This is a genomic window from Alcanivorax sp. IL2 (assembly GCF_047495475.1).
GTDB lineage: Bacteria > Pseudomonadota > Gammaproteobacteria > Pseudomonadales > Alcanivoracaceae > Alcanivorax.
In genome coordinates this window covers 604,776-619,611 of the sequence record NZ_CP179932.1, presented here as the reverse complement: position 1 = coordinate 619,611, position 14,836 = coordinate 604,776, and the positions used below count along the sequence as shown (strand labels likewise).

General features: G+C 60.1%; 11 protein-coding genes. 4 read left to right on the top strand and 7 right to left on the bottom strand.

Annotated elements, in window-relative coordinates; genetic code table 11:
* Positions 1-4 precede the first annotated feature (4 nt).
* The 3 genes from ACMG4N_RS02870 (at position 5) to ACMG4N_RS02860 (ending at position 1,949) form a co-directional block, all read left to right on the top strand.
* A complete protein-coding gene (locus ACMG4N_RS02870; RefSeq protein WP_414432881.1) occupies positions 5-892 on the top strand; it encodes a D-hexose-6-phosphate mutarotase in 888 nt (295 codons plus the stop codon).
* Positions 893-1,087: 195 nt separating this feature from the next.
* Positions 1,088-1,291, top strand: a complete 204-nt coding sequence (locus ACMG4N_RS02865; RefSeq protein ID WP_011590014.1) for a cold-shock protein — start codon at positions 1,088-1,090, stop codon at positions 1,289-1,291.
* A gap of 214 nt (positions 1,292-1,505) precedes the next feature.
* On the top strand, positions 1,506-1,949 hold the full coding sequence (locus tag ACMG4N_RS02860) for an REP-associated tyrosine transposase (protein ID WP_414432880.1): 444 nt from the start codon (positions 1,506-1,508) through the stop codon (positions 1,947-1,949).
* Between the two features lie 89 nt (positions 1,950-2,038).
* Here ACMG4N_RS02860 and ACMG4N_RS02855 read toward each other — a convergent pair whose 3' ends face one another.
* The 5 genes from ACMG4N_RS02855 to ACMG4N_RS02835 all read right to left on the bottom strand — a co-directional run bounded on the left by ACMG4N_RS02855 (position 2,039) and on the right by ACMG4N_RS02835 (position 11,106).
* A complete protein-coding gene (locus ACMG4N_RS02855; RefSeq protein ID WP_414432879.1) occupies positions 2,039-2,704 on the bottom strand; it encodes a M48 family metallopeptidase in 666 nt (221 codons plus the stop codon).
* A 216-nt stretch (positions 2,705-2,920) separates the two neighbouring features.
* The gene (locus ACMG4N_RS02850; protein WP_414432878.1) at positions 2,921-6,016 is read right to left on the bottom strand and encodes an efflux RND transporter permease subunit; all 3,096 of its coding nucleotides are present in this window, start codon (positions 6,014-6,016) and stop codon (positions 2,921-2,923) included.
* Positions 6,013-7,134 carry an efflux RND transporter periplasmic adaptor subunit gene (locus ACMG4N_RS02845; RefSeq protein WP_414432877.1) on the bottom strand — a complete coding sequence of 374 codons (1,122 nt, stop codon included), beginning with the start codon at positions 7,132-7,134 and terminating at the stop codon, positions 6,013-6,015. The genes ACMG4N_RS02850 and ACMG4N_RS02845 overlap by 4 nt, the downstream gene beginning before the upstream one ends.
* A 673-nt stretch (positions 7,135-7,807) precedes the next feature.
* Positions 7,808-9,439 (bottom strand): fatty acid--CoA ligase, encoded by a 1,632-nt coding sequence (locus ACMG4N_RS02840; RefSeq protein WP_414432876.1) that lies wholly within the window; start codon positions 9,437-9,439, stop codon positions 7,808-7,810.
* Between the two features lie 287 nt (positions 9,440-9,726).
* Positions 9,727-11,106 (bottom strand): class II fumarate hydratase, encoded by a 1,380-nt coding sequence (locus tag ACMG4N_RS02835; protein ID WP_414432875.1) that lies wholly within the window; start codon positions 11,104-11,106, stop codon positions 9,727-9,729.
* Positions 11,107-11,137: 31 nt separating this feature from the next.
* Between ACMG4N_RS02835 and ACMG4N_RS02830 the strand changes: the two genes are divergently transcribed.
* Positions 11,138-12,067, top strand: a complete 930-nt coding sequence (locus tag ACMG4N_RS02830) for a GIY-YIG nuclease family protein (protein ID WP_414432874.1) — start codon at positions 11,138-11,140, stop codon at positions 12,065-12,067.
* On the opposite strand, the gene ACMG4N_RS02825 is transcribed toward ACMG4N_RS02830, so the two are convergent.
* Together ACMG4N_RS02825 and ACMG4N_RS02820 are read right to left on the bottom strand one after the other, a co-directional pair.
* A complete protein-coding gene (locus ACMG4N_RS02825; RefSeq protein WP_414432873.1) occupies positions 12,064-14,181 on the bottom strand; it encodes a DUF6160 family protein in 2,118 nt (705 codons plus the stop codon). The genes ACMG4N_RS02830 and ACMG4N_RS02825 overlap by 4 nt on opposite strands.
* Positions 14,171-14,836 (bottom strand): hypothetical protein, encoded by a 666-nt coding sequence (locus ACMG4N_RS02820; protein ID WP_414432872.1) that lies wholly within the window; start codon positions 14,834-14,836, stop codon positions 14,171-14,173. The genes ACMG4N_RS02825 and ACMG4N_RS02820 overlap by 11 nt, the downstream gene beginning before the upstream one ends.

The window sequence follows — 14,836 nt, the reverse complement described above, 5'->3', positions numbered from 1 at the left end:
AGGCATGACCGCATCCGTTACACAGATTATCCGCGGCGACCTGCCCTGCTGGGAAATTCGCCACCGTCACCAGACCCTGGTGATTGCCGAACAGGGCGCCCAGGTGCTGTCGTATCAACGGGACGGTGAGCATCCGCTGATCTGGCTCAGTGAGAAGGCCGCCTATCAGCGGGGTCAGGGTGTTCGCGGTGGGGTGCCGGTGTGCTGGCCCTGGTTCGGTGGCCTGGATTTCAACCCGGAAGAGATCCGCCAGCAATATGCACTGGCAGAGCCTCCCGCCCACGGCTTGGTCCGTCAGCAGCCCTGGACTCTGCAACACACCCGGGAAGATAGCGACGGCATCACTCTGCACTTCGGCCTGTCGAATCAGGCCGACCGGCAATCCCTGCCCGCCGTGGAGCCCACTCTGACCGTACGCCTGGACGATGGCCTGAGCCTGGCACTGAATAACCATAACCATGGCAACACGCCGGTATGGATCAGCCAGGCTCTGCACAGTTACTTTGCGGTATCAGACTCGCGGCAGGTGACGGTACATGGCCTGGAGACTTGCCCCTACGTGGACGCTCTGGATGACTGGCAATCCCATCGACAGGAAAGCCCGCTGACTTTTGTCGCCGAGACCGACCGACTGTATCTACAACTGCCCGACACTGTGCATATTGATGATCCCGGCTGGCAGCGTCGGCTGACCCTGTCGGCCTCCGGCAGTCGGTCGGCGGTGGTATGGAATCCCTGGATCGACAAAAGTCGGCGCCTGACGCAGTTTGCTGATGATGCCTGGCAGAGAATGCTCTGTATTGAAACCGCCCGTGTCCTCGACAACGCCCTGTTGCTGGGCCCTGACGAGCAACACAGCATGGTGGTTCGCTTTGTGACAACGGCGTTATAACTACCCGTTTAACCGGCCATAAAAAGGGGTGGTGCTCGCCAAAAAAGGAGGGTAAAGTCGGAAATGGCTGCGAATTATGGCCGTGGATTAGTTTGGTAATTGTCTTCCCTGCGTGAAGCTGAAGTTGTCTCCGAACACCGCCCAACATGGTTTGCAAGCAACACTCAAAGTAATAGTTTCGAGGTATAGATTCACATGGCTACAGGTACTGTGAAGTGGTTTAACGAGTCCAAGGGTTTTGGTTTCATTTCTCAGGACGATGGTGGTGCGGACGTATTCGTTCATTTCAGCGCAATTACCGGCTCAGGCTTCAAAACCCTGGCTGAGGGTCAGAAGGTTTCCTTCGAGATCCAGCAGGGCCCAAAAGGTCCGCAGGCTGCTAACGTAGTTGCTGAATAAGCGATTGCATTAGCAAGAAAAAGCCCGCTTCGGCGGGCTTTTTTTATGTCTGGCCCCCCTGCCGTCTTATTGCCGTAGGAGCGGCGGTTGAGCCGCGAACCTGCTTGGGAAAGCCGTCCCTCGCTACGCTCGGTTCGCGGCTCAAGCGCCGCTCCTACAAAAACTTCAGCCATGGCTGATTGCTGGGGGTAACGGCGACGCCCAATCTTTTGCCATGAACTATAAATGTCATGGGCAGAACCTGAGAAAAGGTCGGCACTCCCAGGTCAATAACATCTACCACATCACTACCGTGACCCACGGTCGGCATGACTGGTTTTCAGATCATCTCCATGCCCGTGAGCTTTGCCGCAGCATTCACCGCTCGGATCAACTCCTCGCCAGTTCAACCCTTTGCTTTGTTGTGATGCCAGATCATCTGCATTGGTTATTTATGCTTGGGGAGCGCTACTCGCTATCTCATACCATCAACATGCTCAAATCCTCTTCGGCACGGCGTTGCGGAATGCCCATCTGGCAGAAGGGATATCATGACCACGCGCTCCGTCAGGAAGAGTCCATCAAGGATGTTGCGCGCTATATTGTGGCTAACCCCCTACGGGCGAAACTTGTTAGCCGATTGGCCGATTACCCCTACTGGAATGCAACCTGGCTGTAGGCGCGCCGCTTGAGCCGCGAACCGTACTTGGGAAAGCCTTCGCAAGCAGGTTCGCGGCTCAAGCGCCGCTCCTACGGCGGCATCCATCATCAGGGTTGGAAAAACGGCTGGTCGAGGAGTTGTTTATGCTGGCGCCAGTCGGGCATGCGGGCGTCCATGAGGGCGTGGAAACCGGGGCCGTGATCCATGTGTTGCAGGTGACACAACTCATGCATGACCACGTAATCCAGCGCCGCTGGCGGATACTGCAGCAGCGCCATGTTCAGGTTGATGTAGCCCTTGGCCGACAATGATCCCCAGCGAGTACGCATTTTCTTCACTCGCAATGCCGGCCGTGAATAGCCCTGGCTGGCGAACCAGGGAAACTGGCGGGTGATGCTGTCTTCAAACAGGGAGCGGGCCTGTTTGCGCAACCAGCCTTCCAGCGTCTGTTGCACCGCCGCCTCGCTGTCCGGGTCAGCTACCCGAATCTGCAGGTAGCCACCGGATACGGCCACCGCGCTCCGCCCGGCAGAGACATCCATGGTCAGCGGCTGGCCCCGGAACGGGAAGGACGCGCCATCCTGCCAACGCTGACGAGGCCGGCTGGCCTGGCGCTGCTGCTGACTGCGAATCCACTGGCGGCGACTGTCCACAAACGCCTGCACCATGCGCAACGGCGCCCGCTGCGGCGCCCGCACCTGCACCCGGCCATCTTCCAGCACGCGCAGCTCCAGGCTGCGGCGTTTGCTGCGGATCAGTTCGTAGTCGGTCATGAATAAAGCTGCAAGCTACAAGCTTCGAGCTGCAACGCGAAACGGTCGCGTAGCCAGCCTGAAGAGAATGGATTCCGCGCTTCAAGCTGTGCGGTCGCGGGCACGGCGTGTAATGCCGCTACCCCCTTTCTCGCGCCTTGTAGCTTGAAGCTTGTAGCTTGCAACTCCGTCCCCCTCTAGTAGCACGCCATCTGGATCACGCCGCCAACGACGCTCCTACTCCTGCGGTTGGCCCATCTCTTTATCCAGCTGCTGTTTCACCGCATCCGCCGGAGAGGCGAACGGGGCCAGCCACTGGTACAACACCGGGATAATAAAGAGTGTCAGCACGGTGGCAAAGAGCAGCCCGCCGAGAATCACCACGCCGATGGTGAAGCGGCTTTCCGCGCCAGCGCCGGTGGCCAGCACCAGCGGAATGGCACCGAATATGGTGGAGATGCCGGTCATCAGTACCGGGCGGAAGCGCACGATGGCGCCCTGGTAAACCGCCTCTTTCACCGCCAGCCCCTGGTCGCGCAACTGGTTGGCGAATTCCACGATGAGGATGCCGTTCTTGGCCATCAGCCCCAGCAACATGATCATGCCGATCTGGCTGTAGATGTTGAGACTGTCGCCGGTGACCCAGATCGCCAGCACCGCCCCGGCCAGGGCCAGGGGGACGGTGAGCATGATGATCAGCGGGTGTATCCAGCTTTCAAACTGGGCGGCCAGCACCAGGAATACAATCACCAACGCCAGCGCAAAGGTGACCAGGATGGCGGCGGCGGATTCCTGCAGTTCTTCGGCCATGCCCTTGTAACCGATACGTGCATCCAGGGGCAGGCGCTCTCGAGCCTGATCTTCCACATAGGTCATCGCCGTGGCCAGGTCGTAGCCGTCCGCGAGGTTGGCGGACAGGGTGATGGCCGGTAGCCGATCCACCCGGCGCAATTCCGGCGCATCCCCGGTGGTGGTCAGTTCTACCACGCTGGAGAACGGCACCAGCTCACCGTTGGCGGCGCGCAGATAAATCGGCAACACATCGTCGGGACCCTGGCTGTTGCGTTTTTCTGCTTCCAGCAGCACATCGTATTCACGGCCCCGGTCCACGTAGGTGGACGCGGTAAGGGTAGCGAACATGGCTTGCAGGGTCTGACCCACATCGGTCGCGGTGATGCCCAGATCCGCGGCCCGCTCCCGATCCAGCGTTACGTCCAGCTGTGGCTGGGTCTGTTCAAAATCCGTATCAATACTGGTCAGCCCCGGGTTTTCCGCCATGGCCTCCATCAGTGTTTCGCTCCAGGCCAACACCTGGTCATAGTCCGGCCCGGCCACCACCACTTCCAGGGCCTGGTTAAACGCACTCTGACCCAGCCCCGGCGGGTTCACCGCAAAGGCACGCAGACCTGCCACCTGGGACAGCTTGCCTCGCACTTCGTTGACGATCTCCTGCTGGGAGCGGTCACGCTCGCCCCAGTCCTTGAGCCGCACAATACTGAAGGCTCGCTCGGTAACGCCCCGGAAACCGACGATGGACAAGGCCCGTTCCGCCTCGCCGCTTTCTACCAGCGGCGCCATGATGTTTTCCACTTCCTTCACATGATGCAGGCTGTATTCGGCGGTGGCCCCCTGTGGCGCCGAGGCCGGGATAATAAAGACGCCCCGGTCTTCGGTGGGAGCCAGCTCCTGGGGCAACCCACGGAACACCAGCAGCGCCACCACGCACAGGGCGACACAGCCCACTACCAGCGGCCAGGGTTTGCCCAGGGCCGCCGCCAGACTGCGGGCATAACCGCTGTTGAGTTTTTGCAGGGCACGCTCAAACGCATTGCCCTCGCCTTGCAGCTCCTTGACGCTGTGCCGGTGCAACCAGCGGGAACAGAGCATGGGCGCGAGACTCAAGGCGACGATGCTGGAGATGATAACCGCGGAGGCCAGGGTAAAGCCGAACTCGCCAAACAGCCGGCCCACATCGCCGCCCATGAAGGAGATCGGCACGAACACCGCCACCAGAGTCAGGGTGGTAGCCACCACCGCAAAGGCCACCTGGCGGGCACCGAGATAGGCGGCAACCAGACGACTCTCGCCTTCGTCGATACGCCGCTGGATGTTTTCCAGCATGACGATGGCATCGTCCACCACCAGGCCGATGGCCAGGATCAGCGCCAGCAAGGTGAGCACGTTGATGGAGAAATCCATGATGCCCAGGCCGATAAAGGCGCCGATGATCGATACCGGAATGGTCACCGCCGGAATCAGGGTAGCGCGCAGATTGCCCAGAAAGGCGAAGATCACCGCGATCACCAGCACCACGGAAATGCCAAGGGTGACCAGCACCTCCTTGATGGAGGCGCGGATAAACAGGGATTCGTCGTAGTTCACATCCAGGCTGATATCCGCCGGCAAGCTGCTGCTCACCGCCTCGATTTCCGCCCGCACGTTATCGGACACCGCCACGGTATTGGCCTTGGACTGGCGGATGATACCCAGGCCGATGGCGGTTTCCCCATTGGCGCGCAACACGGTGTCATCGCTTTCCACACCCAGCTCCACCCGGGCCACATCGCCCACCCGCAGCAGGTAATTGCCCTGGCGGCGCACTACCAGATCCTCAAACTCGTTCACCGAGGACAGGCGATTGTCCGCCCGCACCGTAAAGGCGCGGGACTGGGATTCCAGCTTCCCGGCGGGCAGCTCCACATTGTTGCTGCGCAGGGCCTGTTCAATATCGGTGACGGTGACCTGGTTGGCAGCCATGCTCTGGCGGTCCAGCCAGACGCGCATGGCGTAGCGGCGTTCGCCGCCGATGAAGACTTCCGACACACCATCCAGCACCGCGAAACGATCCACCAAGGAACGCTCGGCAAAGTCGGTGAGCTCCTGGGGGGCCAGGGTGCTGCTGGTCAGGGTTACCCAGATGATGGGCCGGGCATCCGCGTCGGATTTGGCGATCACCGGGGTGTCCGCTTCTTCCGGCAGCCGGTTTAACACCCGCGACACCGCATCACGCAGGTCGTTGGCGGCCACGTCCACATCCCGGTCCAGATTGAATTCCACACTGGTACGGGCGGAGCCGAGCCGGCTGCGCGATTCGATCTTGCGCACCCCTTCCACCCCGGCCACGGCCCCTTCGATCACCTGGATAATCTGGGTATCGATGACTTCCGGCGCAGCGCCGGCATAGTCCACCGAGATGGAGACTTCCGGCGGATCAATGTCCGGGTACTCGCGCACCGACAGTTTCATCAGTGCGCTGATGCCGAACACCACAATCAACAAACTGATGACGGTGGCGAAGACCGGTCGCTTGATGGAGATATCGGAAAGAATCATGCAGCGGCCTCGCTGTCCGCCTTATCGGCGTCCGGCGAGGCGGGTTCCAGCAGGGCCCGCTGCCCCGGCAGCAAGGCCTCAGGGTTATCCAGCACCTGCACCGCCTGACCGCTACCCAGCCGTGAGTGGCCATTGACCACCACATCCGGCTTGCCGGTCAGGCCACTGGTGATTTCCACCCAGCCATCACGACGACCACCCAGGGTCACCGGGTGACGCTCGGCGGTGTTATCGGCGGTGACAGTGAACACATAGCTCTGCGCCCCCTGGGTGATGATCGACTGCTCGGGCACCAGCAGGGCATCGCGCTCGGCCAGCTGTACGGACACGCGCAGGAACTGCCCCGGACGAATCCTGTCCTGGGGATTTTCCAGTCGGGCGCGGGCCGTCAGGCTGCGGCTCGCCGTGCTCACTCGGGAATCCAGATCGGTGATGTTGCCTTCGAACACCTGATCCGCAAAGGCCTCGTTGCGAGCCTGTACCGGCAGGCCGGAAACCAGCCGGGCCAGGTAGCGTTCCGGCACCTGAAAATCCACTTCGATATACCCCAGGTTATCCAGGGTGGTAATGGCATCGCCGGTTTGCAGGTACCCCCCCGCATCCACCTGCCGCAACCCCACCACGCCGGCAAAGGGGGCGCGAATGGTGTGATCGTTGAAATTGGCCCGGGCGGCATCGCGGCTGGCCTTGGCGCCATCCAGGGTGGTGCGGAAGCTATCCACTTCCGACTGGGAAATAGCGCGGCTCTTGACCAGTTTCTGACCGCGCTGGAAATCATTCAACGCACGCTGGTATTCCGCTTCGCTGCGCGCCAGCTCAGCGCTGGCATTGCGATCATCCAGAGTGACCAGCACCTTACCCTCTTCCACCTTCTGGCCCTGGCGGAAATGGATCTTCGCCACCCGGCCAGGCACTTCGGTAAGGATGGTCACTGCCTGGGCGGCCCGCGCCGTACCCACCGCTTCCACCCGATCAAACAGGGAACGCTCAATACTCGGCGCCAGGTTAACCACCGTGGGCGGACGCTGCCCCATGGGTGCCGGCGCGGGTGCCAGGGCCCACCAGAGGCCAGCACCTACCAGCACCACCAATATCAGGGCGGCGATAATCCGCTTCATGAACGTCTCCAAAGTGTTAGTCGCAACAAGCCGAAAGGGAAGTCTAACGGCCAATTATGCAAGCAATTTGTAGAGGGAGCGTAAAACCTGGATCCGTGACTTAATCGCGGCGCCTGACGGAAGCCTTTGCCGCCACAGAACATTTTCTTCAGTCGATCGTATTCCCTGATACGACGCTTCTTCAGAAAACTCCCTGTGACAACAAAATCTTACGCCATTCATCCACGCTGAAATCACGGGTCCAGGTTAAAGTGACAGGCAATTATGAAGTAAATTCAGTTTACGCGCAGATTCTTGCCGTAGGGGCAGAAAACCAACGGCGCTTTCACCACAGAGGCCACAGAGGCCACAGAGCACACCGAGAAAACCCAGTTCTTTTGCTTATCGCAAATTTGCTCGCCTGGCGGATGACAGCAGCTGCAATCTGAATCCCTGCCCACCACCACAGATTGCTTAGGGTGCACTGAGCTCAAGGCGAACTGCACCACAACCACCATCGCCAGCAAGTTGGCACAGCAGCCATTTTTCACTCTACTCCACGATAAACCTTCTTTGCCTCGGTGTGCTCTGTGCCCTCTGTGGTGAAAAGGCTTTTGATTCAGCGTCTGCTTGGTTCACCAATAAAAAGCCCGCCGGGTGGCGGGCTTCTCGGTAATGTGACGCCGTGGAGGCATTACACCATTTCGGCGCGCATCTTCTTCTTGTCCAGCTTGCCCACGGAGGTGCGCGGCAGCTCATCCACGAAGATAACGCGATCGGGGATGCCGTAGCGGCTAATGATGCCCTTGTCGGCATAGTCGGCCATCAGGGCCTTGATGCCCTCTTCGTCCGCCTCGCCATTCTTGACCACCAGGGCCACCGGGCGCTCGCCCCACTTTTCGTCGGGCACACCGACCACGGCACACTCACCCACACCCGCGTGCTGCAGGATCATGCCTTCCAGGTCGATGGAAGACACCCATTCGCCGCCGGTCTTGATCACGTCCTTGATGCGGTCGACGATCTTCAGCCAACCGTCTTCGCTCATCACCGCCACGTCACCGGTGTGCAGCCAGCCGCCTGCCCACAGCTCTTCGGATTTTTCCTTGTCGTGGAGATAGCCCTGAGTTAGCCAGGGGGCACGGACTACCACTTCGCCCTGGCTCTTGCCGTCGTGGGGCACGTCGTTCATTTCCGCATCGACGATACGCAGCTGCACCATGGCCACCGGGCGACCGGTGCGGGTGCGGTAGTCCGCCTGGGTTTCCAGGTCGGCCTTTTCCAGCTCCGGGGTCAGTTGCGCCAGGGTCAGCAGCGGGCAGGTTTCGCTCATGCCGTAGCCGGTGTAGATGTCGATGCCGCGCTCCAGGGCGCCCATGGCCAGGGCCTTGGGCAAAGCGGAACCACCAATGATCACTTTCCAGCCGCTCAGGTCGATGCTCTTGGCCGCTTCCGCCTGCAACAACATCTGGATGATGGTGGGCACGCAGTGAGAGAAGGTGACCTTCTTGGTGACCAGCAATTTGAGCAGGGAGGCCGGCTCGTAGCGACCCGGGTACACCTGCTGCACGCCCATCAGGGTGGCCATGTAGGGAATACCCCAGGCATGCACGTGGAACATGGGGGTGATCGGCATGTAGACGTCGTCTTCGTTGAAACGTCCCTGACCCACACCAGCCATGGAGGACCGGCCGGCAAAGGTGTGCAGCACCAGCTGACGGTGAGAGAAGTACACGCCCTTGGGCAGGCCGGTGGTGCCGGTGGTGTAGAAGGTGGTGGCACGGGTGTTTTCGTCCAGCTCCGGGAACTCGAAGCGGGCCGGCGCCTTGGCCAGCAGCTCTTCGTATTCACCAGCCAGCGGCAGCGCATCGCTGCTTTTTACGCCGTCGTCGTCAAGCAGGATGTAGGTCTTCACCGGCTCGATGCGATCCTTGATGGCTTCCAGGATCGGCAGGAATTCGCTGTTCACCAGGATGGCATCATCCTCGGCGTGGTTGATGGTGTAGAGCACCTGTTCCGGGCTCAGGCGCACGTTCACGGTGTGCAACACCGCGCCCATCATGGGGATGGCGAAGAAGGCTTCCAGGTAACGGTTGGTGTCCCAGTCCATCACTGCCACGGTGTCGCCGGGCTTGATGCCCTGGGCGGCCAGAGCACCGGCCAGACGGTGTACCCGCTCTTCAAATTCCCGGTAGGTAAAATCCCGGTCACCGTAGGTGATGGTCTGTGCCGGCGCCTTTTGCACGCCCGCTTCGAGAATACGGTTGATCACCAGCGGCGGCTCCACGGCGGAAGGGCTGCGCTGGATGGTGAGGTTACTGCTCATAGTGGCTCCGTTACCTTGTTATTCTGGCGATATGGGCGGGGCAAGGCGCCCATACCTGTGAGTATGTAAGGCGTTCAAGACTGACACAGTCCCCCGCACGGGTCATCCGTTCAGCTGCGCCTGAGGTAACAAAATACTACCCGGTGTAGACGCTGTGTCTAGCGCGAGTTGCGAGAAGCGAGTCACGAGGAGCGAAAAGCTGTGCGTAGGGTGCACTAAGCCTAAGGCGAACTGCACCAGCAGTGGTCAAGGTGCAGTTCGCCTTAGGCTCAGTGCACCCTACGGATTCAGGGGTGCGTCAGGGTTTTCGGGTCCAATAGTTTTTCCAGCTCGGCCCGGGACAGGTCTGATTGCTCTTCGGCCACGTCGATCACCGGCCGGCCGCTGGCGAAGGCCTCCTTCGCAATCTTCGCCGCCTTCTCATAGCCGATCACCGGATTCAGAGCGGTGACCAGAATCGGGTTCTTGCCCACGCCCTCGGCCAGACGGTCTTCATTGAAGGTCATGTCGGTAATCGCCCGGTCGGCCAGATTACGGCAGCTGTTGGCCAGCCAGGCGGTCATGTCCAGCAAGTTGCTGGCCACCAGCGGCAGCATCACATTGAGCTGGAAGTTGCCGCTCTGGGCCGCCACCGCATTGGCCTGGTCCAGCCCCATCACCTGGGCCGCCACCATGGTCACCGATTCGCAGATCACCGGGTTCACCTTGCCGGGCATGATCGAGGAACCGGGCTGGGTGGCCGGCAGCTGCAATTCACCCAGGCCATGAATGGGACCGGAGTTCATCCAGCGCAGGTCGTTGCTGATCTTCATCAGCACCACCGCCAGCCCGCGCAGGGCCGCGGACAGATTGAGCGGTGCATCCAGCGCACTCTGGGCCACAAAGGGGTGCGGCATGGGCCTGAAGGCCAGCCCGGTTTCGTCCGCCAGTTGCTCGGCAAAGGCGGCCGCAAAATCCGGGTGGGCATTGATACCACTGCCCACCGCCGTACCGCCCTGGGGAATGGCCAGCAGTTCGTCCCGGGCTCGGGCCAGCCGGCTGCTGGCATCCTGTAATTGCAGCACCCAGGTCTGCAGTTCCTGCTCTAAGGTCACCGGCATGGCATCCATCAGATGGGTGCGGCCGGTTTTCACCAGCTCGCGACCTTCACGGGCACGCAGCCCCAGAGTCGCGATCAGGTGCTCCAGACCGGGGAGCAATTGCTCCGTGACAGCCAGCACGGACGACACATGAATGGCGGTGGGAATGGTGTCGTTACTGCTCTGCCCCAGATTCACATCATCATTGGGATGAATCTGGGAACCGGCGTCGGCGCACAGGTGGGCAATCACCTCGTTCACGTTCATGTTGGTGCTGGTACCGGAACCGGTCTGGAAAATATCCACCGGAAACTGGTCCAGATGGTGGCCGGCCAGCAGATCATTGCAGGCTCCGACGATGGCGGCCTGCTTGTCCGCCGGCAATTGTTCCAGCTTGAGATTGGCTTCCGCTGCGCAGCGCTTGATGCGAACCACCGCCAGAATGAAACGCTCCGGTAACGGGCGGCCGCTGATGGGGAAATTATCCACTGCTCGCTGGGTCTGGGCGCCCCAGCGAGCGGCTTTGGGTACCTGCACCTCGCCCAGGGAATCGGTTTCGATACGGGTGTCGGTGTCGTGGCCGCTCATGGTTGCCTCCTGACAATGCATTTTCTTCATCATGGCACGGGAAAAATATCAGATCATCCATCTCGCCTTCACCACATCATGGCGTTTCGCCATGGACACTACCGGTATGGTCCCAGATTCCCAGCGCTCCCCGATCGATCCAACCCTGTTTGCTGACCTGCCCGCCCTCCCCGGTATTTACCGGTTTTTCGGCGAGCAGGACGAGCTGCTCTATGTGGGCAAAAGCATCAACCTGCGGCAACGGGTAAAAAGCCATTTTTCTGCCCGTCATCGGGATAAGAAGGAAGGCCGGCTGTGCTACCTGACCCGCCGTATCGAGCATCAAGTCACCGCCGGCGAACTGGGCGCCCTGCTGCTGGAAAACCGGGAGATCAAGCAACGCCAACCGATCTTCAACCGCCGCCAGCGCCGGTATCGCCAGCTGCATACCTGGCGACTGGAAACCGATGCTCGTGGTTTTCTGGTTCCGGTGTTATATCGGCCGCTGGCAAACAACGACGGCTGGCACCAGGACAGCTATGGCCTGTTTCGCAGCCCACGACAGGCAAAAGCCATGCTCGACAGCAAGGTGTGCGATGCCGGACTTTGCCCGCGGATCTGTGGCCTGGAAGGCAGCGGCAAGGGCGCCTGTTTTGCGCACCAGCTGGGCCGGTGCCGGGGAGCCTGTTGCGGCAAGGAAACAGTGGAAAGTCATGATCAGCGGTTACGGGCGACTCTGGAAGATCAGCATATCCAGGCCTGGCCCTATACAGGGGTGCTGGTGATCCGTGAGGAGAACGGGCAACAAACGGACTACCATCTGATTGATCAGTGGTGTCATCTCACCACCGTGCAGCGTCAGCCGGAAACGGCGGCGGTGATGCCGGATACGGATGCCAGTTTCGATCTGGACAGTTACCGCATGCTGATCCGGTTTCTGGATCAGGGAATCGAGCATTTTGTGTTGGCGCCAGACAACTAAGGCGGCGGTACCTTGGCAATTATTTCACTGTGCCAGGTGCCGCCGGGCAAGGCGATGCGACCATACTGCTGATCACCGAATCCCACCTGCCCGACCAGCGGGTTGCCACCGCCGCTTTGACCAAAGTCGGCACTCTGCCCCAGCAACAGTTCATTTTCGATAGTCAGGCTGGGCAAGCCGTCACTGTTCTGATCACCGGATTTCAACACCACGTTGCCGTTTCGCCAGCCGATGCTACCGCTGACATTGGATAGCCGGAACGCTGACTGGGGGCTGGATACCTCTGCCAGTGACAGATACGCATTGCCGTCCAGGTTCATATAACCATCAAACCCCAGAGTTGCCAGACCATCGGCAGTGGCCGGATAGAGTACGAAACGAAACTGGTCCGCGGACAAATTGAAATCCCACAGCGCCACCTTGGCGGTGGACCCGCCCAAGTCACTGAGATTGCCCGCCCCGAGCAGACCCCGCACCTGATAGTGCGACAGGGTATCGGTGCGCAACATGATTCCTGACGCAAGGTCCGGAAAGGCGGTATCTGTTTCTCCCAGCGTTAAATAAAGATCCCGGGCTTTCCAGAGTAGATCGTTATTCATCAAACCCACGGCCACCTCGCTGCTGGTATTGGCGAACAGGAAATGGGAGTGGGTCTGCCAGTTATTCGCCGCCGCCGCACGCACCAACGGGTCTGCGCTATTGGCCGCGTCCCAGAATCCTGGCGACTGCACCATCACGGTAGCGTCTGCCCGCAGCCCCACATTGCCGCTGGGCCCTTGCGGGTAAGCCAGGATATCGGCATCGAGCTTGCCCAGGGTGAGGACAACGCCCCACTCATAGCTATCTGACCAGCCGCTGGTGGGATTGGTGACAGTCAACTGTTCACTGTAGGCATGCAGGTGGCCATTGCGCAGCAGGACGGCAAACGCCGATTCACCGGGGGCGACCCGGGTGGGATGAAACCCGCCCCCCGCACTGGTACACAAACCACTATCCGGCTGGCCGCTGGTAAAGCCCCCCCCAAAGCACAGGCCTGCCGGGCCGGTGTTGTTCTGCACCACATCCAGAATCGCATCCACGGCGAACATGGGGCCGGGGCTATTCCCCAGTCGGCGCCAATTCACCAGCTCCATGCGGGTACGATCCCCGTCCGCATGGCCCAGGCGAAGCTGGAAATCCGTGTCGTAGTCCCACTGGCTCTGAATCATCAGGCCCTCTGAGCGTGGCGTATTGCTTCCGGCATAATCCCAGTTGCCATTCGGCGCTGTACCGTCATAGCCATAGCCGACCCCACCGGCAGACACCCGCACACGGGCGTCTTTCAGGCCACCTAGCCAGGCACCGTAAAGCAGGGGCTGACGACCCGTTCGATCAAAATTTGTCGGCGCTGCCTTGTACATCAGGTCGAATTCCAGCGCGGTATAGGTGTGATCCGCTTCCAGCAGCAAGCCATTGCTGTCGATACCGATGATGCCAGTGGCGGGCGCATGCCCCCCGGCCGGGCCGTTGGTAAAACGGTTCTGTATCATCAGATTGCCAATGCTCATCTCGGCACTGCCTGCCTCGCCCTGGCGGTATATCCAGTCACCGGTCATGGAAAAATCCAGATTGGCGTGCTGGCTATTCGCGCTGAAAAGCCCCCGGTTCACCAGCGCCAGGTTACCTTGCGAATACAAGCCGACCTGGCCCAGTGAGTGCCCCGCATAAGCGGGGTTGGTCCCGGTTTGCAATGTCATCCCGTCCAGGGTGAACAAGGAAGGCTGCCAGCCATACTGCAATGCCACTAGAGGAACAGTGCCATCACTGCCTACATCCAGCTGCAGCTTTGCACTCAGAGGATTGCCGTCGCCCTGCAGGGTAAGGCCATTCAGTTGCGTGCAGGCATGTTGGTCCGTCACACCGCCACTGCAAGATCCGACTGGGGCGTTACCACTATCGGTTATCCAGTTCAGCTGTTGGGCCTGGATGACGCCACTGTTTTCCAGGTTGACGGTGAGACCGTCCTGGCCACGGATATTGGCCAGGCCAGTGTCATCGATAGGCGTCATGGCAGTGAGCGCAGCAGAAAGAAGTAATAGTGTCAGGACCAACAGAAGACGGTTATCAGAAACCATACAAAAACGCCCTCCCGTCAAAACGCATCTGCATGTCGCCGTTGGCGCTCGCCGAATCACTCATTCTAAACGCCAGTGCACTACCAGGATTGTTGTCCAGCATGAAACCGGGCGTAGCCCCATCGTCCACTTCCACAGCCATGCGTCCGATATTCAGAAAGGTATGCATGTCCTGGTATTCGCCCGGCCCTTTCGCAAACGGATAATCCATCTGAATTGCCGGAAGGCCATCCGGGTTACAGGGGGAAAGCAGGCAGTTACCGTCAGCATCTTCAAAACGACTCAGGTCCCGGTAGCTGGAACCGCTATTACTCAGATAGGCCCCTTCCAGCCGGACATCTTCAATGGCTAGGCTGCCATAGAATTCCTTCAGCACCAGCCAGTTCCCTTCCCTGGCCACAAACTCCAACCCCAGACGACAGGGGTCCGGGGTACCGTTACAACCGATATCGGGCGTATTGTTCTCCCCAACGTTGTTTCGCAATCGCAGAGTTATCTGAATCGCATCACCCCCAGTGACAAGTTGCAGTTCATTATCGTCCAAGGGAACCATGGAATCGGTTTTCCCGATTTGCGGATAGAAAACGCTTAGCAGAAACCACAACGGTACGAACAGAACAGGAATGTATTTCGAAGGCATACCGTATCCAGACAT